The sequence below is a fragment of the Agrobacterium sp. CNPSo 2736 genome, assembly GCF_004005385.1.
Classification (GTDB): domain Bacteria; phylum Pseudomonadota; class Alphaproteobacteria; order Rhizobiales; family Rhizobiaceae; genus Agrobacterium; species Agrobacterium leguminum.
In genome coordinates this window covers 36,672-56,056 of sequence record NZ_RZTX01000003.1, presented here as the reverse complement: position 1 = coordinate 56,056, position 19,385 = coordinate 36,672, and the positions used below count along the sequence as shown (strand labels likewise).

General features: G+C 61.4%; 18 protein-coding genes. 10 read left to right on the top strand and 8 right to left on the bottom strand.

What is annotated here, in order from left to right:
* Positions 1-12 precede the first annotated feature (12 nt).
* Complete coding sequence (locus tag EM858_RS06585; RefSeq protein ID WP_020812512.1) at positions 13-1,815, bottom strand: EAL domain-containing protein; 1,803 nt, start codon at positions 1,813-1,815, stop codon at positions 13-15.
* Between the two features lie 181 nt (positions 1,816-1,996).
* On the bottom strand, positions 1,997-2,233 hold the full coding sequence (locus EM858_RS06580) for a type II toxin-antitoxin system ParD family antitoxin (protein WP_035236784.1): 237 nt from the start codon (positions 2,231-2,233) through the stop codon (positions 1,997-1,999).
* A 369-nt stretch (positions 2,234-2,602) separates the two neighbouring features.
* On the opposite strand from EM858_RS06580, the gene betI reads away from it, so the two are divergent.
* The 3 genes from betI to betA all read left to right on the top strand — a co-directional run bounded on the left by betI (position 2,603) and on the right by betA (position 6,596).
* Positions 2,603-3,223 (top strand): transcriptional regulator BetI, encoded by a 621-nt coding sequence (betI, locus tag EM858_RS06575; protein ID WP_127756226.1) that lies wholly within the window; start codon positions 2,603-2,605, stop codon positions 3,221-3,223.
* 12 nt (positions 3,224-3,235) lie between these two features.
* The gene (gene betB, locus EM858_RS06570; protein ID WP_127756225.1) at positions 3,236-4,717 is read left to right on the top strand and encodes a betaine-aldehyde dehydrogenase; all 1,482 of its coding nucleotides are present in this window, start codon (positions 3,236-3,238) and stop codon (positions 4,715-4,717) included.
* Between the two features lie 229 nt (positions 4,718-4,946).
* Positions 4,947-6,596, top strand: coding sequence for a choline dehydrogenase (betA, locus tag EM858_RS06560; protein ID WP_127756224.1), 1,650 nt, complete (start codon positions 4,947-4,949; stop codon positions 6,594-6,596).
* Positions 6,597-6,599: 3 nt separating this feature from the next.
* On the opposite strand, the gene EM858_RS06555 is transcribed toward betA, so the two are convergent.
* Both EM858_RS06555 and EM858_RS06550 read right to left on the bottom strand, forming a co-directional pair.
* Complete coding sequence (locus EM858_RS06555; protein WP_078051124.1) at positions 6,600-6,899, bottom strand: type II toxin-antitoxin system RelE/ParE family toxin; 300 nt, start codon at positions 6,897-6,899, stop codon at positions 6,600-6,602.
* A complete protein-coding gene (locus tag EM858_RS06550; protein WP_127756223.1) occupies positions 6,896-7,168 on the bottom strand; it encodes a YlcI/YnfO family protein in 273 nt (90 codons plus the stop codon). The genes EM858_RS06555 and EM858_RS06550 overlap by 4 nt, the downstream gene beginning before the upstream one ends.
* 148 nt (positions 7,169-7,316) lie before the next feature.
* Between EM858_RS06550 and EM858_RS06545 the strand changes: the two genes are divergently transcribed.
* A complete protein-coding gene (locus tag EM858_RS06545) occupies positions 7,317-8,660 on the top strand; it encodes a chloride channel protein (protein ID WP_164865340.1) in 1,344 nt (447 codons plus the stop codon).
* Between the two features lie 4 nt (positions 8,661-8,664).
* On the opposite strand, the gene EM858_RS06540 is transcribed toward EM858_RS06545, so the two are convergent.
* Positions 8,665-9,417, bottom strand: a complete 753-nt coding sequence (locus tag EM858_RS06540) for a DUF3750 domain-containing protein (protein WP_164865339.1) — start codon at positions 9,415-9,417, stop codon at positions 8,665-8,667.
* A 73-nt stretch (positions 9,418-9,490) separates the two neighbouring features.
* On the opposite strand from EM858_RS06540, the gene EM858_RS06535 reads away from it, so the two are divergent.
* Positions 9,491-10,489 (top strand): asparaginase, encoded by a 999-nt coding sequence (locus EM858_RS06535; RefSeq protein WP_127756221.1) that lies wholly within the window; start codon positions 9,491-9,493, stop codon positions 10,487-10,489.
* A 134-nt stretch (positions 10,490-10,623) separates the two neighbouring features.
* Positions 10,624-11,244, top strand: a complete 621-nt coding sequence (locus tag EM858_RS06530; RefSeq protein ID WP_080817456.1) for a glutathione S-transferase family protein — start codon at positions 10,624-10,626, stop codon at positions 11,242-11,244.
* Between the two features lie 150 nt (positions 11,245-11,394).
* Here the strand turns inward: EM858_RS06530 and EM858_RS06525 are convergent, their stop codons facing one another.
* The gene (locus EM858_RS06525) at positions 11,395-12,054 is read right to left on the bottom strand and encodes a glutathione S-transferase family protein (protein WP_003522220.1); all 660 of its coding nucleotides are present in this window, start codon (positions 12,052-12,054) and stop codon (positions 11,395-11,397) included.
* Between the two features lie 82 nt (positions 12,055-12,136).
* Positions 12,137-12,652, bottom strand: coding sequence for a MarR family transcriptional regulator (locus EM858_RS06520; protein ID WP_003522221.1), 516 nt, complete (start codon positions 12,650-12,652; stop codon positions 12,137-12,139).
* Between the two features lie 141 nt (positions 12,653-12,793).
* On the opposite strand from EM858_RS06520, the gene EM858_RS06515 reads away from it, so the two are divergent.
* The 4 genes from EM858_RS06515 to EM858_RS06500 all read left to right on the top strand — a co-directional run bounded on the left by EM858_RS06515 (position 12,794) and on the right by EM858_RS06500 (position 18,413).
* Positions 12,794-14,323 (top strand): MDR family MFS transporter, encoded by a 1,530-nt coding sequence (locus EM858_RS06515; protein ID WP_162936707.1) that lies wholly within the window; start codon positions 12,794-12,796, stop codon positions 14,321-14,323.
* Between the two features lie 315 nt (positions 14,324-14,638).
* Positions 14,639-15,649 (top strand): ligase-associated DNA damage response exonuclease, encoded by a 1,011-nt coding sequence (locus tag EM858_RS06510; RefSeq protein ID WP_127756402.1) that lies wholly within the window; start codon positions 14,639-14,641, stop codon positions 15,647-15,649.
* A gap of 1 nt (position 15,650) precedes the next feature.
* A complete protein-coding gene (locus EM858_RS06505; protein WP_127756220.1) occupies positions 15,651-17,276 on the top strand; it encodes a cisplatin damage response ATP-dependent DNA ligase in 1,626 nt (541 codons plus the stop codon).
* Between the two features lie 171 nt (positions 17,277-17,447).
* Positions 17,448-18,413, top strand: coding sequence for an alpha/beta fold hydrolase (locus EM858_RS06500; protein ID WP_127756219.1), 966 nt, complete (start codon positions 17,448-17,450; stop codon positions 18,411-18,413).
* A gap of 86 nt (positions 18,414-18,499) precedes the next feature.
* Here EM858_RS06500 and EM858_RS06495 read toward each other — a convergent pair whose 3' ends face one another.
* Complete coding sequence (locus EM858_RS06495; RefSeq protein WP_164865338.1) at positions 18,500-19,282, bottom strand: glycosyltransferase; 783 nt, start codon at positions 19,280-19,282, stop codon at positions 18,500-18,502.
* Between the last annotated feature and the right edge of the window lie 103 nt (positions 19,283-19,385).

The following is a 19,385-nucleotide window of genomic DNA, read 5'->3' as shown; positions in this document are numbered from 1 at the left end:
TTGTCACGAGTGTCAATTTGTCTCGCCGAAGACCCGGACGACGAGACCGCCTTCGTTTTCCTTCGCAGCCGCCTTCACACCCGCAATCTCGCTGCCGATCCGCTCCGGATTGGCGATGATAAGACCTTTCGGCAAAGTGAGGACGCCGATGGAGCAGCGCAGCAGCGCGAAGTCCCGCTCATTGCCATGGCGGTCCTGGCCTTTCATGCAGCCGGCGGCGCGGTCCTCGTCCGAATAGAGTTCGGCGACATCGTCGTGAAAATCGCTGAGCAGCCGCTCGAGGATTTCCGTCAGCTCCTCCACCGTCCAGTCACGCACGCCGATGAAGAAATCGTCGCCGCCGATATGGCCGAGGAAACAATCGCCGGCGAAGAAGTAACGGCGCATCAGCGCCGAAAACAGGGTGATGGCGTGGTCGCCGGCGTTGAAGCCGTATTTGTCGTTGAAGGGTTTGAAATTGTCGAAGTCGCAATAGCAGAAGAAGCGCGCCTCGTCGCCATCGCTGCAACGGTCGGCAATGAAGCCGCCGATCGCCCGGTTGCCGGGCAGCGCCGTCAGCGGGTTCTGGTCCTGCGCCATCTTCAGCTGTTTTTCGTTGATGACCTTGATGAGCGAAGCGGCGGAAACGATGCCGGCATAACGCATGTTTTCGGTGAGAATGATGCAGGCGCTGCCGCCCATGCTGGCGAACATGTTCATCAATTGGTCGGCATCCGCATCGAGACCGACAATCGGCGCGGGATCGACGAAATGGGAAATGGTACGCTCGTAGATCTTGTTCTTGAGCAGGTCGCGGCCGAAGGGCCGGTAGATATATTCCTTGAGGTGATATTCGTTGATGACGCCGCGCGGTTCGCCATTGGCGTTGAGAACCGGGAAAAACGCCTGCTGCGGATTTCTGCGGAACAGTTCGAAGACGCTGTCGACGCTGTCATGCTCGAAGACGGTGGGAAGGCGCTCTATTTCGCGGCGAATGAGAATCTCATCCAGCGTCTGGCTGCTGCGCCGCGCCACGCCGATGCGGTTGATGTGGGGAAAGCTCTCCGGCAGCTCGCTGGTGAAGACCGTGGGCCTCGCGATCAGCCAGCCCTGCACCAGATCGACGCCGAATTCGCGGCAGGTCAGAAACTCCGCTTCCGTTTCGATGCCTTCCGCAATGACCCGCACACCGAGAACATGGGCGATGTTGACGATGTTGCGCACGAGGTGCTGCTTGCGCGGCAATTGGTCGACGCCGGTGATGAAATGCCGGTCGATCTTCAGGTAATCCAGCGGGAAATCACACAGCAGCTTCATCTCGCCATGGCCGGCGCCGAAATCGTCGATTGCCAGCTTGAAGCCTTCCTTGCGCATGCGGGCGATCAGCGCCGTGAATTCCGGCACGCTGGTATTGTCGAAACGTTCGGAAAGCTCAAAGCAGATGGAGGAGGCGGGAATGCCCGCCCGCGCCAGATGACCGACAAGCTTGTCGAGAATGGCGTCGCCATGCGGGATCAGCCGCACATCGAGATTGAGGAACAGGGTAGCGGAGGAAAAATCGGGCAGGGTGGAAAATTTCGCCAGCGCCCGGCTTGCCAGCATCTGCTCGAAGGCCTTCAACTCGCCATCCGCGGCAGCCTGGTCGAGAAGCGCCAGCGGATTGGAAAAACCAAGCCGGTCATGGCCGCGCATCAGCGATTCATAACCGAATATCGTGCCTGTCGTCGCCTCGACAATCGGCTGAAACGCCGTTTCGAGCACCAGTTTCGCCATGGGAAACATGTGCCCGGAGGCAAAACGCCTTATGACATCGTTCTCCAGCGTGACGGCCTGCATTTCTATTCTCCGCTATTGCCGGTCCCTTGGTGGCGCGCCGTGTGGAATGCGCCATCGGGAACCCGTCTCTTTTGCGGCGAACAATCGCAGATTACAGGTCAACAAAAGCTTTCACGACTGTGAAGCTTTGATGAACGTTTTGTTACAACCTTTTCAATATGGAAGGTTGTTACGCCGGGCCTTATGCCCGGCGGATGTGCCCGGTGTGCGCGGCATAAAGTTCCGCAACGTTCATGCGTTCCCGGTCCGCTTCGACAGGCTGCGTGGACTTTGCGCCGACGCCATGTTCGGCGGAGGCCGCCCATAGTCTCAGCGCTGCCCTGACGACCTCGCTGCCGGATGCGTAAGCGCCGCAATTCACGGCCTCGCGCATTCTTGCTGCCTGTTCCGGGGAAATCGATACTGTCACCATTGGCATGATATCACTCCCTTCTTTAAACGCTGCGAACGGTTCTTCGATGTCCGGTTTGCGGATCGGATGCCGTCGTGGTCTATGGCGGGCGTTTTTATCGTCTTTCGTCTGGCGCCGCTTCCAGCGAAATTTGTATCATCCGCGATATTAGCACGAAACGCGTTCCATTCCCAATTCGCAGTAAATCACGGTTTAGTTTTTCCGGCGTGAGCCGAACGCGGCATGGGGTTCGCCACACTGGCCGATGAACGGGAAACTACCACGCGCCGGCGGTGGAAAGTATGATCCATCGCAAATCAGCGACATAAAATGGCGCGTTTTTTATTGATTGATCGATCAATCAAGAATAATTTGCCATCCGTCAAGGAGACCCCCATGCCCAAGATCGGAATGGAGCCTTTGCGTCGCAAGGCGCTGGTGGATGCGGCGCTTCGCACCATAGGCCACCATGGTTCGCTGAATGTGACGATGTCGGATATCGCCCGGGAAGCGGGCGTGTCGGCGGCGCTCGCGCACCATTATTTCGGCAGCAAGCAGCAGCTTCTGCTGGAAACCATTCGCAGCCTGCTGCGCGATCTCAGGCGCGATGCCGTGGCGGCGCTGACCCGCGCTTCCGGTCCGCGCGAAAGGCTGAGCGCCATCGTGCATGTCTCCTTCCAGAGCGACCAGTTCACGCCCGAAACGGTGGCGGCGTGGCTTGCCTTTTATGTCGAGGCGCAGCGTTCGGAGGAAACCCGGCGCCTGCTGGTGATTTATTCCCGCCGCCTGCGCTCCAACCTCATGGCGAGCCTCAACCGGCTCTGCCCGCCCGACGATGCCGCGCGCATCGCGGAGGGGGCGGCGGCCCTGATCGACGGGCTTTATATTCGTCATAGCCTGCGCTCGGCGCCGCTCGGCATCGCCTCCGCACCGGCGCTGGTCGAGGATTATTTCGACATGCAGCTCAAATCTTTTCCCGATGGACAGCGCCAAAAGCCGTCCATCCGCGTTCTTTAAGGAGACTTCGACATGACCATCGCGACGCCGCTCAAGGCGCAGCCGAAAGCCTCGCATTTCATCGACGGCGACTATGTCGAAGATAATACCGGCGCTGTCATCGAAAGCATCTTTCCGGCCACCGGCGAAGTGATCGCAAGGCTGCATGCGGCAACGCCCGCCATCGTCGAGCGCGCCATCGCCTCGGCCAAGCGTGCGCAGAAGGAATGGGCGGCGATGAGCCCGATGGCCCGCGGCCGCATCCTCAAACGCGCCGCCGATATCATGCGCGAGCGCAACGATGCGCTTTCGACGCTGGAGACGCTGGATACCGGCAAGCCCATTCAGGAAACCATCGTCGCAGACCCGACGTCCGGCGCGGATGCCTTCGAATTTTTCGGCGGTATCGCCCCTTCGGCACTGAACGGCGATTATATCCCCCTCGGCGGCGATTTCGCCTATACCAAGCGCGTGCCGCTCGGCGTCTGCGTCGGCATCGGCGCGTGGAACTATCCGCAGCAGATCGCCTGCTGGAAGGCGGCGCCCGCACTCGTCGCCGGCAACGCCATGGTCTTCAAGCCCTCGGAAAACACCCCGCTCGGCGCCTTGAAGATCGCCGAAATCCTCGTTGAAGCCGGCCTGCCAAAGGGCCTGTTCAACGTCATTCAGGGCGATCGCGATACCGGGCCGCTGCTGGTCAATCACCCGGATGTGGCGAAGGTCTCGCTCACCGGCTCAGTCCCGACCGGCCGCAAGGTGGCCGCCGCCGCTGCCGGACATCTCAAGCACGTGACCATGGAACTGGGCGGCAAGTCGCCGCTGATCGTCTTCGACGACGCCGATATCGAAAGCGCTGTCGGCGGGGCCATGCTCGGCAACTTCTATTCCTCCGGCCAGGTCTGCTCCAACGGCACCCGCGTCTTCGTGCAGAAAAAGGCGAAGGAGCGTTTCCTCGACAATCTGAAGCGCCGCACCGAGGCGATGATCCTCGGCGATCCGCTCGATTACGCCACCCATCTCGGCCCGCTGGTCTCCAGGGCCCAGCAGGAGAAAGTCCTTTCCTATATCGAAAAGGGCAAGGCAGAGGGCGCGACGCTCATCACCGGCGGCGGCATTCCCAACAACGTCTCGGGCGAGGGCGCTTATGTGCAGCCGACCGTCTTCGCCGATGTGACCGACGACATGACCATCGCCCGCGAGGAAATCTTCGGGCCCGTCATGTGCGTGCTGGATTTCGATGATGAGGACGAGGTTCTCGCTCGCGCGAACGCCACCGAATTCGGTCTCGCCGGCGGCGTTTTCACCGCCGATCTCGCCCGCGCCCATCGCGTGGTCGATCAGCTGGAGGCGGGCACGTTGTGGATCAACACCTATAATCTCTGCCCGGTCGAAATCCCCTTCGGCGGCTCCAAGCAATCCGGCTTCGGGCGCGAGAATTCGGCGGCGGCGCTGGAGCATTATAGTGAGCTGAAGACGGTTTATGTGAGCACGGGGAAGGTGGACGCGCCTTATTGATGGGCGGTGCGTGGGGCTTACCCCCTCTGCCCTGCCGGGCATCTCCCCCTCAAAGGGGGGAGATCGGCAAGCGGCGCCACCGCCACTTCATTCGCTGACGTCGAGATGGGCGCGACCTCGCCGCAGATCGATCTCCCCCTTGAGGGGGAGATGCCCGGCAGGGCAAAGGGGGGTAAGCCCCACCCGCCAGCAATCAATCGGAACCAACGCTCACCGGAGAGAGCAAATCATGCAAGCAGACTACGTCATCGTCGGTTCGGGTTCCGCAGGCTCCGCCATCGCCTATCGCCTGTCGGAAGACGGTCGTTATTCGGTGATCGTCATCGAGGCAGGCGGTTCGGATTTCGGCCCCTTCATCCAGATGCCGGCCGCACTCGCATGGCCGATGAGCATGAAGCGCTATAATTGGGGCTATCTCTCCGAGCCCGAGCCGAACCTCGACAACCGCAGGATTACGGCGCCGCGCGGAAAAGTCATCGGCGGTTCGTCCTCCATCAACGGCCTCGTTTACGTGCGCGGCCATGCCGAGGATTTCAACCGCTGGGAAGAGCTTGGCGCGCATGGCTGGGCCTATGCGGATGTGCTGCCTTACTTCAAGCGGATGGAACACAGCCATGGCGGCGAGGAGGGCTGGCGCGGCACGGATGGGCCGCTGCATGTGCAGCGCGGCCCGGTCAACAATCCGCTGTTCCACGCCTTCATTCAGGCCGGCGCGCAGGCCGGTTTCGAACTGACCGACGATTATAACGGCTCCAAGCAGGAGGGTTTCGGCCTGATGGAGCAGACCATCCACAATGGTCGCCGCTGGTCCGCCGCCAATGCCTATCTGAAACCGGCGCTGAAGCGCGGCAATGTCACGCTGGTCAACGGTTTCGCCCGCAAGATCGTCATCGAGAACGGTCGCGCGGTTGGCGTCGAGATCGAGCGCAAGGGCATGGTGGAAACCATCGCGGCCAATCGCGAGGTCATCGTCTCGGCATCCTCCTTCAATTCACCGAAGCTGCTGATGCTCTCAGGCATCGGCCCCGCAGCCCATCTGAAAGACATGGGGATCGAGGTGAAGGCGGATCGTCCGGGCGTGGGCGCAAATCTTCAGGACCATATGGAGTTTTATTTCCAGCAGGTCTCCACCAAGCCGGTCTCGCTCTATTCCTGGCTGCCATGGTTCTGGCAGGGCGTTGCAGGTGCGCAATGGCTGCTGTCGAAAGGCGGGCTTGGCGCTTCCAACCAGTTCGAGGCCTGCGCCTTCCTGCGCTCAGCACCCGGTCTGAAGCAGCCGGATATCCAGTATCATTTCCTGCCGGTCGCCATTTCCTATGACGGCAAGGCGGCGGCGAAAAGCCATGGTTTTCAGGTGCATGTGGGTTACAACCTGTCGAAATCGCGCGGCAATGTCACATTGCGCTCGGCCGATCCGCATGACGATCCGGTCATCCGCTTCAACTATATGAGCCACCCGGAAGACTGGGAAAAATTCCGCCATTGCGTGCGCCTGACGCGTGACATCTTCAGCCAGAAAGCCTTTGACGATTTTCGCGGGCCGGAAATCCAGCCCGGCGAAAATGTGGAGACGGATGAGGAGATCGACGCCTTTTTGCGGGAGCATCTGGAAAGCGCCTATCACCCCTGCGGCACTTGCCGCATGGGCGACAGGGACGATCCGATGGCCGTCGTCGATCCCGAATGCCGGGTCATCGGCGTGGAGGGTTTGCGGGTGGCGGACAGCTCGATCTTCCCGCATGTGACCTATGGCAACCTCAACGGCCCGTCGATCATGACCGGCGAAAAGGCGGCGGACCACATTCTCGGCAAAACCCCGCTGCCGCGTTCCAATCAGGAACCGTGGGTAAACCCGCGCGCGGCCGTCAGCGACCGGTAAGGATCAATGGTAATCGTCCTCGCGTTGGTGGCGGATCGCGAGGATGGACACGGTTTCCGCATCTTCGATTTGAATGAGGACGATGTAACCGGAAGATCCGAACGGAACGATCAGTTCTCGTAAGAGTGCGTTGTCCCCAGGCGCCTTGCGCGTTGCGAAAGGAAATTCGCTCAGTCCCTCAATCGTCGAAATGATTCGGTCCACGGCTTTTTCCGCCGTCGAAAAATCCTTTTCCAGCAGAAAATCATATAGCCGGGTTATGTCCGCTCGGGCTGCAATCGTGTACCGGAGATTGAAGGTCACTCGCCACGCTCAGCTTTCTTGGCGGCGAGCATCGCCCGCAATTCCCCATGCACCTCTTCGGCCGAATAAAAAATCCCCGTCCGTTTGGATTCTTCGAGCGAGGCCAGCCCGCGCGCAATGAACTCTGCCTGTGATTTACGGATTTCCACCTGCCTGCGCACGGAATCCTCAACGAAGGAGGAAAGCGTCTCGCCTTCCTTCAGCACGCTTTCAGCAGCCTCGCGAAAATCCGCCGTCACCCGCAGCGAAGGGATCGTTGCCGTTTTCATGTTGGGTCTCCGTGCGTTGCAATTGCGATGCAGAATGCGCCGATACAATCCACCTGTCAAATGCAAAACCTTGCAATCCCCGTCCGGGAGTCCGATAAACGGGCTTCCTGCCTCGTGACGACCGTCAAAATCACCGATCTGGACCGCCATGCCTGTCGACTACAAAAAGCTGAAGATGCTCCGCCGTTCCCGTGTCGTTTGGGGTTCGTGGCGGGTGTGGAGGCCGAGGGCGGTTTTCTGGATTGGCGCGATTGCGGTCGGCCTTATCAGCGTCGGCTTTGCATGGCTTGCGGATCGAGCCCAGCACCTTTTCTTCGCGGCAACCTCATCGGGCGAATGGGCGTTTCTGCTGCCGCTCATCATCACGCCGCTTGGCTTCACGCTCTGCGCATGGCTCGCGATCACGGTTTTCCCCAATGCCGGCGGCAGCGGCATTCCGCAGGCGATCGCCGCGCGGCACCTGCGGGAAGATGCGGACCGTTCGCGGCTTCTGTCGCTGAAACTCGCCTTCGGCAAGGTGGTGCTGACGGTGGCCGGGCTTTTGTCCGGCGCCTCCATCGGCCGTGAAGGCCCGACCGTTCAGGTCGGTGCCTCGATCATGCTGCAGGCCGCCCGCTGGGGCGGCATGGCGCAGGCGAAGGGACTTATTCTCGCTGGCTCGGCGGCGGGCATCGCGGCGGCTTTCAACACGCCGCTGGCCGGTATCGTCTTCGCCATCGAGGAGATGAGCAAGACCTATGAATCCCGCGCCAATGGCCTCGTTCTCACCGCCGTCATCCTGTCGGGCCTCGCTTCGCTGGCGCTGGTCGGCAGCTATACCTATTTCGGCACCAGTTCGGTGATGGCGAAAACGGCCATGGACTGGCTGCTGGTTCTGGTCTGCGGCGTTGGCGGCGGTGCGTTCGGCGCGCTGTTCAGCGCCGGCGCCTTGCGTCTTTCCGCCCGCATCCGGCGCTTCGCGCAGGCCATGCCGCTGAAGCGAATGCTGGCGGTCGCAGCCGCCTGCGGCCTTGCCTCCGCCATCATCGGCATTGCGACTGGCGGCGCGACCTTCGGCACCGGTTACGAACAGGCACGCGCGGCAATCGAGGGCGAGGCCGCGCCGACATTCTTTTTCATCGAAAAACTGGCGGCGACGTTCTTGGCCATGATGTCGGGCATTCCGGGCGGCATTTTCGCGCCGTCGCTGTCGGTGGGCGCGGGTTTCGGCAGCACCATGGCCGCCTTGCTCGGCACCAGCATCGGCCTTGGCGCCATCGTCGGCATGGCGGGTTATTTTGCGGGCGTGGTGCAGGCGCCGATGACGGCCTTTGTCATCATCCTTGAAATGACCGGCAATCACGAAGGCGTCATGCCCATCATGGCCGCATCGATGCTCGGATATCTGACATCGCGGCTTTTCTCCCGCGAGCCGCTTTACCATGGCCTGTCGCGGGTCTTCATCGCCCAGAGCATTCGCGCCAGACGCGCCGCTCAGGCCAGCGAAACGTAACCGCTTATGCGCGAATGCCCGCCACGCCGAAATACCCGAGCCCCGGTATCTTCACGCCGGGCCGGCTGAAATCGATGCCGGCGACAAGACCGAGAAAATTGATCTCGAAACCGCTGCGCGCACCCGCCGAAATGCCGAACAGGCCGCCGAGCGAAACGCTTGCATCCTTCCAGTCGTCGGCGATGTGGTAAAACGCGCCGTCCGGCAGATAATCGCGGCCGACCGCATCCGGCGGCAGCACGACGCCGAGTTCCGGCACGCTGCGCAGCACATCGGCGACGAAGGTGTTGGAGTTGGGGCCGGGATAGATGCGGTAGCCGCCCGGCTGGCCATAGGGGTAATCGGCAATCGCCTTTTCGATCTTCGGGATGAGCTTTTCCGCTTCCGCGCCATGAATGGCCACCACCTGGCGCGGCATGTTGGAATACCAGTAGGCATCCGCCGCATAACCATTGTGGCGGATCGGCGTGCCCCAGCCCACCTTGTCGTAACGGTCATAGCTCGTAGCGCCCGGCTTTTTCAGCACGACCCAGGCATGGCTGGCGACGGAGCCCTTGAAACCGCCGGTCATGGCGGAAAAGACGTAGACGGCGGCTTCGCCGTTGCTGGACGCTGCCGGCAGCATGCCGGAGGACGACCATCTTGCGGCGTTCCAGCCGCGCGGATGGTCTTTCATGGCCCACAGCCCGGCCGATGCCAGCGCGGGAAGCAGATAGATAACGGCAATCGCCAGCAGCAGACGTTTTGCAAATTTCACTGATAGCCCCGTGCATCGAAAAATCAATTGCGGTATCAACCACATGAAATCAGAATTTTTTGAGGCTGCGAAAATGAACAATTCCGTTACCGTCGAAGTCACCCGCGGCAACCTCGTGGAAAGCCGCCATCAGGGCCTTGCCGTGGTGGTGGATGGCGATGGCGGCGTACTGTTTTCGGCTGGCGATATCGAGCGCGGCATCTTCCCGCGTTCCGCCTGCAAGGCCATGCAGGCGCTGCCGCTGGTGGAAAGCGGTGCCGCGGATACCTATCAGTTCGGCAACCGTGAACTGGCGCTTGCCTGTTCCTCCCATTCCGGCGAGGACGCGCATGTGGAGCTCGCCGCTTCGATGCTGGCGAAAGCGGGCAGGGATGCCGATACGCTGGAATGCGGCGCGCACTGGTCTTCCGACCAGAAAACCATCATCCATCAGGCCCGCACGCTGGAAAAGCCGACTGCGCTTCACAATAATTGCTCCGGCAAACATTCGGGCTTCATCTGCGCCTGCTGTCACACCGGCACTGACCCTAAGGGCTATGTCGGTTACGATCATCCGCTGCAGCAGGAAATCCGCGCCACGATGACAAGCCTGACGGGTGCTGCTCTCGGCCAGGACAATTGCGGTGTGGATGGCTGCTCCATCCCCACCTATGCCGTACCGCTCAAAGGGCTGGCGCATGGTTTCGCGAAAATGGCGACGGGCAGGGGGCTGGAAGCGGGCCGTGCGAAAGCCTCGCGCCGTCTCGTCGAGGCCTGCATGGCGGAACCCTTTTACGTGGCGGGCACCGGCCGCGCCTGCACGAAACTGATGCAGATCGCACCGGGAAAAATCTTCGCAAAGACCGGCGCGGAGGGCGTCTTCGTCGCCGCCCTGCCGGAAAAGGGCGTTGCCATGGCGGTGAAATGCGAAGACGGCACGACGCGGGCGGCGGAAGCCATGGTCTCGGCATTGCTTGCGCGCTATTTCGATGAAGGCAGCGCCGAGCAGCAGGCCTTGAGCGGCATGGCGAACCGGCAGATGCGCAACTGGAACGGCATCCATGTCGGCGATGTCAGAGTCGTCGGGCTTTAAATAACCTTTGACGCGGCCGGTTGCGGGCACGATGATGACGTGCCCTGCGTGTGACGGCCATCCCATGGCCGCCGAGGGACGGCGTCCGCATGAGGAAGAAGCGGGCGCTTCATTGCTTTGGAGGTCGCATATCCATGTTCACACTGTTTTTCTCCCCCGGTTCCTGCTCCCGCGCCAGCCATATCGTGCTTGAGGAATCCGGCCTGCCTTACAAGGCCCACCGCGTCAACTTCGCGGAGGGCGAGCAACGCTCCGAGGCATTTTTAAAGATCAATCCCAAGGGCCGCGTGCCCGCATTGGCCACGGCAAGCGGCGTGCTGACGGAGACGCCCGCCATCCTCGCCTTCATCGCCCAGATGGCGCCGGAAAAGAAGCTCGCGCCGCTCGACGATCCCTTCGAATTCGCGCTGATGCAGTCCTTCAACGCCTTCATTTCCTCCACCGTGCATGTCGCCCACGCGCATGGCCGGCGCGGCAGCCGCTGGGCGAATGAGAATAGTTCGCTTGCGGATATGAAGGCGAAAGTGCCGCAGACCATGGGCGAGTGCTTCGAACTGATCGAGCACGGCATGCTGCACGGCCCATGGGTTCTTGGCACCGCCTATTCCGTTGCCGATCCCTATCTTTTCGTCATGTCCGGCTGGCTGGAAAGCGATGGCGTGGATATTGCCCGCTTCCCGAAAGTGCACGACCACTTCCGCCGCATGAACGACCGCCCGGCGGTGCAGCGGGCGCTGGAGGGCGAGAGGGGCTGAGAGGCTCAGTATTTCCGTCATTCCGGCCCTGAGCCGGAAACCAGCCGACGCGCGTCTGCGCGGCGGGAAGACTCCTCTCAGCCCAAGGACTTGGGCTGGCTGGATGCCGGATCAAGTCCGGCATGACGGAGGGGTAAGGGGCTTAACCGCTCAGGCCGCCTCGGCGGCCCGGCTGTCCCACATCGTCTTGAACGCCGTGCGGGCCTGGCAACGATCCAGCCAGGCTTTCAGCGCCGGATGGGCGTCGAACAGCGGCTTGTGGCCCTGCGCGTAACGAACGATTTCCGCCGCGTTGAGATCGGCCACGGTGAAACGGTCGCCCACCAGATAATCATGGCTGGAAAGATGCTGCTCCAGCACCCGGAAGGGGCGCTTCAGCAGCCGGGCGGCGACATCGATCACGGCCTTGCCGCTATCGCTTTCCGACAGGCCTTCGGCGATGGCGGAGGAAATCTTCAGCGAATTGGTTTCGATTTCGGTGGCGGCGAAGAAGGACCATTGCAGCATCGCCGCATCTTCCTTCAGATCGACGGGAGCGAGCGGTCCGCCGTATTTGCGGGCAAGGTAGAGATTGATGGCCATGGATTCGTAAAGCACCATGCCGTCATCCTCGATGCAGGGAATGGTGCCCATCGGGTTGACGGCGAGAAATGCGGGAGACAGCGTGTTGAGCGGCGCATCCGCAGCCAGCGGATCGGCAAGGCGGCGGGCCTGTATCACGGGCACATGCTTGAATTCTATGCCCAGTTCACCCGCAAGCCACAGCGTGCGCGTGGCACGGGAACGGTAGACACCGTAAATCGTCAACATCGAAGTTACCCCTTGGCCAGTTAGATGCGCGGCACGTTACGGTCTCACCCTCTTAAAGTGAAGTTGCAGACCCCCGGGGCAACTATGATTTTTTCTGATCCGTGAAGAAGTCCGTATCCGGCGACAGGCGATATTCGAAACGGTCGATAAAGCGTTCGAACAGGCGTGCGAATGTCTCCACGTCCTCCGCGGGCCATCCATCCATCACGTCCTCGATGACGCTCATCTTCGTCCGGCGCATTTCCTGCAAAAGACTGGTGCCGAGCGGCGTGATTTCGACAATGCTGCGGCGGCCGTCTTCCTGGGAAACGCCGCGTTTCAGCAGGCCGCGCCCCACCATATCCGCCACCACCCGGCTGCCGCGGGAGGGATCGATGCGCATGCCCTCGGCAATCGCACCCACGGTAACATCGCCTTCCGCCCGGCGCAGAATATCGAGAACGTCGATATGGGAGAGTTCGAGACCCGGAGCGAGCTTGGCAAGCGCCATGCGGCCGATGATGCGGCGGCCGATCATGATGCGCATGCGCGTCATCGTATTGCCGATCCGCTTGATGTCCTCGGGCAGATCCTCGTTCCAGTTTTCCTCAGTCGCCACGCTTCATCGTCCCTTTCGATGCTGTTTTCCGATCACATTTAGCGGCAATAGCACAGATGTCAAAAACTTGCCATTGACATATATATGCTGATAGCACACAAATTGTCGCAGCAAAACTGCCGGAAGCCAACGAGATTTTTCATGGATATGTCCACCGCGCCCGTGGCGCCGCTTGTGTCGGATCATCGGCGCAGGCTCATCGTCTTTCTGTTCCTGATGCTGGCCATGTTCATGGCGACCCTCGATAACCAGATCGTATCGACAGCACTGCCCACCATCGTCGGCGAGTTCGGTGCGCTGGAGCGTTTCGGCTGGATCGGCTCGGCCTATCTTCTGGCGACCAGCGCGGTCATGCCTGTTTATGGCAAGCTCGGCGATCTGTTCGGCCGCAAATATGTGATGATCGCGGCGGTCGTCATCTTCACGCTCGGTTCGCTCGCCTGCGGGCTGGCATGGTCGATGGATTCGCTGATTGCCGCCCGCGTTCTGCAGGGCCTTGGCGGCGGCGGCATCATGGTGTCGATCTTCTCCGTCAATGCGGATCTGTTCGAACCGCGCGAGCGCGCCCGCTACCAGAGCTACTCCAGCCTCACCATCATGGCGTCAGGCAGTGTCGGCCCGATCCTCGGCGGCACGATGAGCGACCTGTTCGGCTGGCGGTCGATCTTCCTCATCAACCTGCCGCTCGGCATTATCGTCATTGCGGGTCTTGCGTTGATGCTGCCCTACCGTCGTCCGGCGCGCCAGCCGAAGATCGATTATCTCGGCGCGGTCCTCTTGGCAGCCACCATTGCCAGCGTGGTCTTCTGGGCTGACAGCAGCGAATTGTTCGGCTCGCTGATCGCAGGCCCCAGCCTCGGCATCATCGCTTTCGCCGTCATCGCCGCTTTCCTGTGGGTGCAGGTGGAACGCCGCGCGCCGGAACCCGTCGTGCCGCTGCGTCTCTTCAAGGACAGCACCTTTCCGCTGTTGATGATCGTGTCGCTGACCAGCGGCGGCATCGGTATCGGCATGGTCAATTATTATGCCCTGTTCCTGCAGACCACGACCGGGCTTTCGCCCTCCCATGCCGGCCTGTTCTTCATCGCCGTCACCGGCGGCATCGTCATGGGCTCGCTTTCGGCGGGACGGCTGATCTCGATCACCGGCGTCTACAAGCCCTTCTCGGTGGCGGGTCTTTCCATCAACCTCGTCGCCATGCTGCTGTTCACGCAGATGCATGCCGGAACGCCGCTTTGGATGATCGCGGTCCTCATGTTGGCACAAGGCTTTGCTGTCGGCCTCGGCCAGCAGGCGCCGATCATCGGCGTGCAGAATTCCGCGCCCAAGGCGGATATCGGTGCAGCCAGCGGCGCGGTGACGCTGACCCGCATGGGTGGTGCGGCCATTGCCATTTCGGTCTATGGCGCCATCGTATCGTCGAGCCTCAAGGGCGTGGCGGTCGATATTCCCGGCGTCGGCAAGATCGAAGAACTGACGCCGAAAATGCTCTCCGAACTCCCGGCCGCCTCACAGGCCGCCGTCGCCTCGCTCTATTCGGATGCGTTTACGCCGCTCTTCTTCGCAGCCGCCGCAACCGCCGCCATCGGCCTTGCGGCGGCGCTGATGCTGAAACCGGTGCGACTGCCGGCGGCGGTGCAGGCAAAGCCGGCCGAAGGGGCGGGGGAGTAAGAGCTGTCACCTAAGACGGTGCGATGGGATTGACGCACCTTGTTCACGTTGCTCACCATACCCTCATCCCTGTGCTTGTCACAGGGATCCAGCCAGCCCAAGTCCTTGGGCTGAAAAGACTCTTCCCACCGCGCGGACGCGCGTTGGCTGGATTCCTGTGACGAGCACAGGAATGAGGGAAAGGAGGGGTCGTGCAATGCGTCTCACCACCATGGGTCCCGTAAAACAAAAACACCGCCACTGGAAATTTAACGCCCGTTCCGCGTTATGCTCGCAGCACTTTACATTCGCGCGGGCGGCCCTATCTCAATGAATATGAAGCCGGAACAGCTCCTGAATTCCACGCCCAAGGGCCTCTATTGCCCGGCGGGCGATTTTTATATCGATCCCGTGCGCCCGGTGGCACGGGCGCTCATCACCCATGGCCATTCCGATCACGCCCGCGCCGGCCATGGCGCGGTACTGGCCACGCGCCAGACGCTGGATATCATGCGCATCCGTTACGGCGAGGATTTCTGCGGCAGCGAGCAGGCGGTCGCTTTCGGCGAGAGGGTGGAGGTGAACGGCGTCACCGCCGGTTTCCATCCCGCCGGCCATGTGCTGGGTTCGGCGCAAATCTCGGTGGAAATGAACGGCCTGCGCATCGTCGCGTCCGGCGATTACAAGCGCGGCGTCGATCCCACCTGCGCGCCCTTCGAGACCGTTCCCTGCGATGTCTTCATTACCGAGGCCACCTTCGGCCTGCCGGTGTTTCACCATCCGTTGCCGCGCGTGGAAATCGGCAAGCTGCTTACTTCGATCCGGCAGTTTCCCGAACGGACCCATCTCGTCGGGGCCTATTCGCTCGGCAAGGCGCAGCGCGTCATCCGCTTGCTCCGCGACAACGGTTATTCCGATCCCATCTATATTCACGGTGCGCTGGCGCGGCTTTGCGATTATTACGTCTCGCAGGGTATCGATCTCGGCGATCTGCGCCCCGCAACGCTCGAAAAAAGCGATCCTTCCGCCTTCAAGGGCGCGATTGTCGTCGGTCCACCCTCGGCTTTTCAGGAGCGCTGGGCGCGGCGCTTTAACGAGCCGCTCATCGCTTTCGCTTCCGGCTGGATGATGGTGCGGCAACGCGCCAAACAGGGCGGCGTGGAGCTGCCGCTGGTGATATCAGACCATTGCGACTGGCCGGAACTTCTGGAGACGATCAAGGAAATTTCCCCGCAGGCCGTCTGGGTCACCCATGGCCGTGAGGAGGCGCTGGTGCGCTGGTGCGAGTTGCAGGGCATCGCCGCCAAACCGCTGCATCTTGTCGGTTACGAGGATGAGGGGGATTGAGATGAAAGCCTTCGCCACGCTACTCGACCGCCTCGTTCTCACTCCCTCGCGCAACGGCAAACTGAAGCTGCTGACCGATTATTTCCGCGATACGCCCGATCCCGACCGGGGTTACGGGCTGGCGGCGATTGCCGGCACGCTGGACTTAAAAAGCGTCAAACCCGCCCTGTTGCGCGAACTGGTGCTGGAGCGGATGGACGAGGTGCTGTTCCGTTATTCCTATGATTATGTCGGCGATCTGGCCGAGACCATTTCGCTGGTCTGGGGCAATATCGGCGGCGCGGATGATTCCGAGGCGCAGGACCCGCGCCTCGGCGATGTCGTCACGCTGATGAATTCGCTCGGCCGCACGGAGGTACGCGGCGCGGTGTGCCATCTGCTCGACCGGCTCGATACGTCCTCGCGTTTCGCTTTCCTCAAACTCGCCACCGGCAGCCTGCGCATCGGCGTTTCGGCGCGGCTGGCACGGCAGGCGCTGGCGGATTTCGCCGGGAAAGACATCACTGAAATCGAAACCCTCTGGCACGGGCTGACACCGCCCTATACGCCGCTTTTCGCATGGCTTGAGGGCAGGGCGGAGCGGCCGGTGCTGGCCACGCCCGCCATCTTCCATTCGGTGATGCTGGCGACACCGGTTTCCGATGGCGATCTCGATGCGCTGGACCCGGCCGATTACGCAGCCGAATGGAAATGGGACGGCATTCGCGTGCAATTGTCCCGCGCAGGCGCCACGCGAAAACTCTATTCCCGTTCCGGCGACGATATTTCCGGCGCCTTTCCCGATGTTCTGGAGGCGATCGATTTCGAAGGCGTGATGGATGGCGAATTGCTGATCGGCGGCACAGCGCGCTCCAACAATCTCACCCGCACCTTTTCCGACCTGCAGCAGCGGCTGAACCGCAAGACGGTCACAGCGAAGATGCTGGATGATTATCCCGCCTTCATCCGCGCCTATGACCTGCTGTTCGAGGGCGAGAGCGATATTCGCGCGCAGACTTATCTGGAGCGCCGCGGCCGCCTGTCGGATATTATCGAGCACGCACCGCATGGCCGTTTTGACCTCTCGCCGCTGATCGGCTTTTCCAGCTGGCAGGAACTCGACACGCTGCGCGCCGCCCCTCCCGATCCGGTGATCGAGGGCGTGATGATCAAGCGCCGCGACAGCGCCTATCAGGCCGGCCGCGCCAAGGGGCCATGGTTCAAGTGGAAACGCGATCCCTATAATATCGACGCCGTGATGATGTATGCGCAGCGCGGCCACGGCAAGCGCTCTAGCTATTATTCCGATTTCACCTTCGGCGTCTGGGCGGAAGGCGAGGATGGCGAGCAGCTGGTGCCTGTCGGAAAGGCCTATTTCGGCTTTACCGATGCGGAGCTGGAGGTGCTGGACAAGTTCGTGCGCGACAACACGGTCGAGCGTTTCGGCCCGGTGCGGGCGGTGCGCGCCACGCCGGATTTCGGCTTCGTGCTGGAGGTGGCCTTCGAGGGCATCAACCGCTCCACCCGCCACAAATCCGGCGTCGCCATGCGCTTCCCGCGCATTGCGCGGCTGCGTGCCGACAAGCTGCCGGCGGAGGCGGACAGGCTCTCGACACTGGTGGCGATGATCGATGCTGTAGAGGTGTAGGGTGCCTTGGCCGCCCCTTATCCTCCGTGGCAGGCGCGGGAATGGGGAAGAAGCTGTCCAGAAATTGCCATGATGGCTGCGAATACATTGTTGTCATTCGCGAATCCGTGATTGGACAGCCTCCCGCCGCAGTGTTGAACTGCTGTTACAACCATCCCTTCAGGTGACCATATGGCAGACAAACGCTTTCTTTCCTCAGCCTTCGGACAGGAAGAGAGCGGCGCCATCTTGCCGAGCCTGACGCGGCGAAGCCTGCTGGCCGGCGCCATGGGGCTGTCAGCGGCTGCATTTTTACCGCTCCGTGCGAAAGCGGGCATTGCCGCGCCCGAGGTGTTGCCGCTGGAGCGGCAGGATTATGCGGAGGCGCGCAAACGGTTCCACACCCATCTCTTGCGAAAAATGGCTGCGCCGGAAAAATCCCCGGCGCTCGGCACGCCGCCCGGGGCGGAACGTGTCACCTATCCCGGCGGGCCGGATGGTTCCATCGAACTTGTCGCCTGGCTCTCCCATTACCAGCCGTCAAAAACGTTGAAGCCCGCCGTACTTTTCCTCCATGGCGGCAACGCCACCGGAGACGGCCATTGGGCGCTGATGAAGCCCTATTGGGAAGCGGGCTATGTCGTGCTTCTGCCGTCCTTCCGTGGTGAAAACGGCCAGAGCGGCAATTATTCCGGTTTCTACGACGAAACGGCGGATGCGCTGGCGGCGGCCACCTATCTGGAAAACCTTCCCGGCATCGACAGAAACCGTTTCTTCATCGCCGGCCATTCCAACGGCGGCACGCTGACGCTTCTGGCCGCCATGAGCCGCAGGTTCCGCGCTGCGACACCCATCTCCGCCGGCGTCAATTCCTGGCGTTACTTCAACCGCTATAGCGACGAGATCTGTTTCGACGAGACCGACGAGCGCGAATTCATCATGCGCTCCTCCGTCTGTTTCGGCCCCAGCCTCAAATGTCCGGCCCTGCTTCTGCGCGGCACGGAGGAGCGGCCTTTCGATGCCGATCACCAGCTTTTCGTGGATCGCGCCCTGACATCCGGCTTCAAGGTCGACAAGAAGCTGTTGCCCGGCACCCATAACGGCGTGGTGCCGCATGCGGTGGAGGAAAGCATCCGCCTTTTCAACGCCTTCGTCTGAAATGCGAACTGTGCCGCTGTTTTAGGAACGCGTGAGGTTCAGGAGCACGTCCGGTAAAACCGCTTCGTGCTTTTACTGGAAATGCCCTAGTTCTTGACGATGGACGTCTTGGCCTGCTCCGCCCACCATGCGCCGTCTTTCTTGTCGGCATATTGGGCGCGCTTGTTAGTGAACTGCCCCTGGGTGCACATTTCGCGGTAATTGCGGACCGGCAGCCCCCGTTCCTTGACGACGGCATGCACCACTGTCGGGCCGGTCATGTCGTAGACGCTGGTGAGCGTTCCGTCTTCGATATTCTGGGAAATACGGTCGGCCATCAGCCTGAGCGCCGGGTGGCCGGGCCTGGAGGCCATGAAGTAATTCGTGATCTCGCCGCTTTTCATGGCGATGAAAACGGCCTCTTCCTGCGGGCCGATTACATCCTCGGGGCGGGCCGCAAAATTGGAATCGATATCGAGATAGATGCCGCCTTCCTGCAGCAGCACCAGAATACGCCAGAAATCCGCCTTGGCGGCGCCCACCTGCAGGCGACGGAAGGCGTCGGCGTAACGTCCGGGAAAATGCCGGTCGATATAGGCCTGGCACGCCTCGTCATCATGGTAGCGATATTCGAATTCCGGCGTCAGCCAACGGTTGAACAGGAAATTCGCATAGATCGGCGTCGTTACCCGGTTGGAGTAATTCGTCTGCCAGATGATGCGGGGAATGGCCTTTTCCGATTTCGGGCTGCGTCTGGCAGGCTGATACTGCGGAAGCGTCTTTCTTCTGCCGGGCCGGATGAACAAATCGATGGAAAAGATGACCTTGGCGATGTTTCCACCGATCTTGATCGCGCGGTACGCGATGCGGTTATAGCCATGCTTTGCCAAGTTCAGCGCTCCTGCGCGTGGAATCGATTGTCACGCGCGTGGAAACGGCGGTACGCGGTATTTATTGGACGCAATTAGTTTGTCAATATGCCGTAAATGAGAC

Excerpts from the sequence above, each read along its gene's own strand:
- EM858_RS06585 (WP_020812512.1), bottom strand. The coding sequence starts at position 1,815 with ATGCAGGCCGTCACGCTGGAGAACGATGTCATAAGGCGTTTTGCCTCC.
- EM858_RS06580 (WP_035236784.1), bottom strand. The coding sequence starts at position 2,233 with ATGCCAATGGTGACAGTATCGATTTCCCCGGAACAGGCAGCAAGAATG.
- betI (WP_127756226.1), top strand. The coding sequence starts at position 2,603 with ATGCCCAAGATCGGAATGGAGCCTTTGCGTCGCAAGGCGCTGGTGGAT.
- betB (WP_127756225.1), top strand. The coding sequence starts at position 3,236 with ATGACCATCGCGACGCCGCTCAAGGCGCAGCCGAAAGCCTCGCATTTC.
- betA (WP_127756224.1), top strand. The coding sequence starts at position 4,947 with ATGCAAGCAGACTACGTCATCGTCGGTTCGGGTTCCGCAGGCTCCGCC.
- EM858_RS06550 (WP_127756223.1), bottom strand. The coding sequence starts at position 7,168 with ATGAAAACGGCAACGATCCCTTCGCTGCGGGTGACGGCGGATTTTCGC.
- EM858_RS06545 (WP_164865340.1), top strand. The coding sequence starts at position 7,317 with ATGCCTGTCGACTACAAAAAGCTGAAGATGCTCCGCCGTTCCCGTGTC.
- EM858_RS06535 (WP_127756221.1), top strand. The coding sequence starts at position 9,491 with ATGAACAATTCCGTTACCGTCGAAGTCACCCGCGGCAACCTCGTGGAA.
- EM858_RS06530 (WP_080817456.1), top strand. The coding sequence starts at position 10,624 with ATGTTCACACTGTTTTTCTCCCCCGGTTCCTGCTCCCGCGCCAGCCAT.
- EM858_RS06525 (WP_003522220.1), bottom strand. The coding sequence starts at position 12,054 with ATGTTGACGATTTACGGTGTCTACCGTTCCCGTGCCACGCGCACGCTG.
- EM858_RS06515 (WP_162936707.1), top strand. The coding sequence starts at position 12,794 with ATGGATATGTCCACCGCGCCCGTGGCGCCGCTTGTGTCGGATCATCGG.
- EM858_RS06510 (WP_127756402.1), top strand. The coding sequence starts at position 14,639 with ATGAAGCCGGAACAGCTCCTGAATTCCACGCCCAAGGGCCTCTATTGC.
- EM858_RS06505 (WP_127756220.1), top strand. The coding sequence starts at position 15,651 with ATGAAAGCCTTCGCCACGCTACTCGACCGCCTCGTTCTCACTCCCTCG.
- EM858_RS06500 (WP_127756219.1), top strand. The coding sequence starts at position 17,448 with ATGGCAGACAAACGCTTTCTTTCCTCAGCCTTCGGACAGGAAGAGAGC.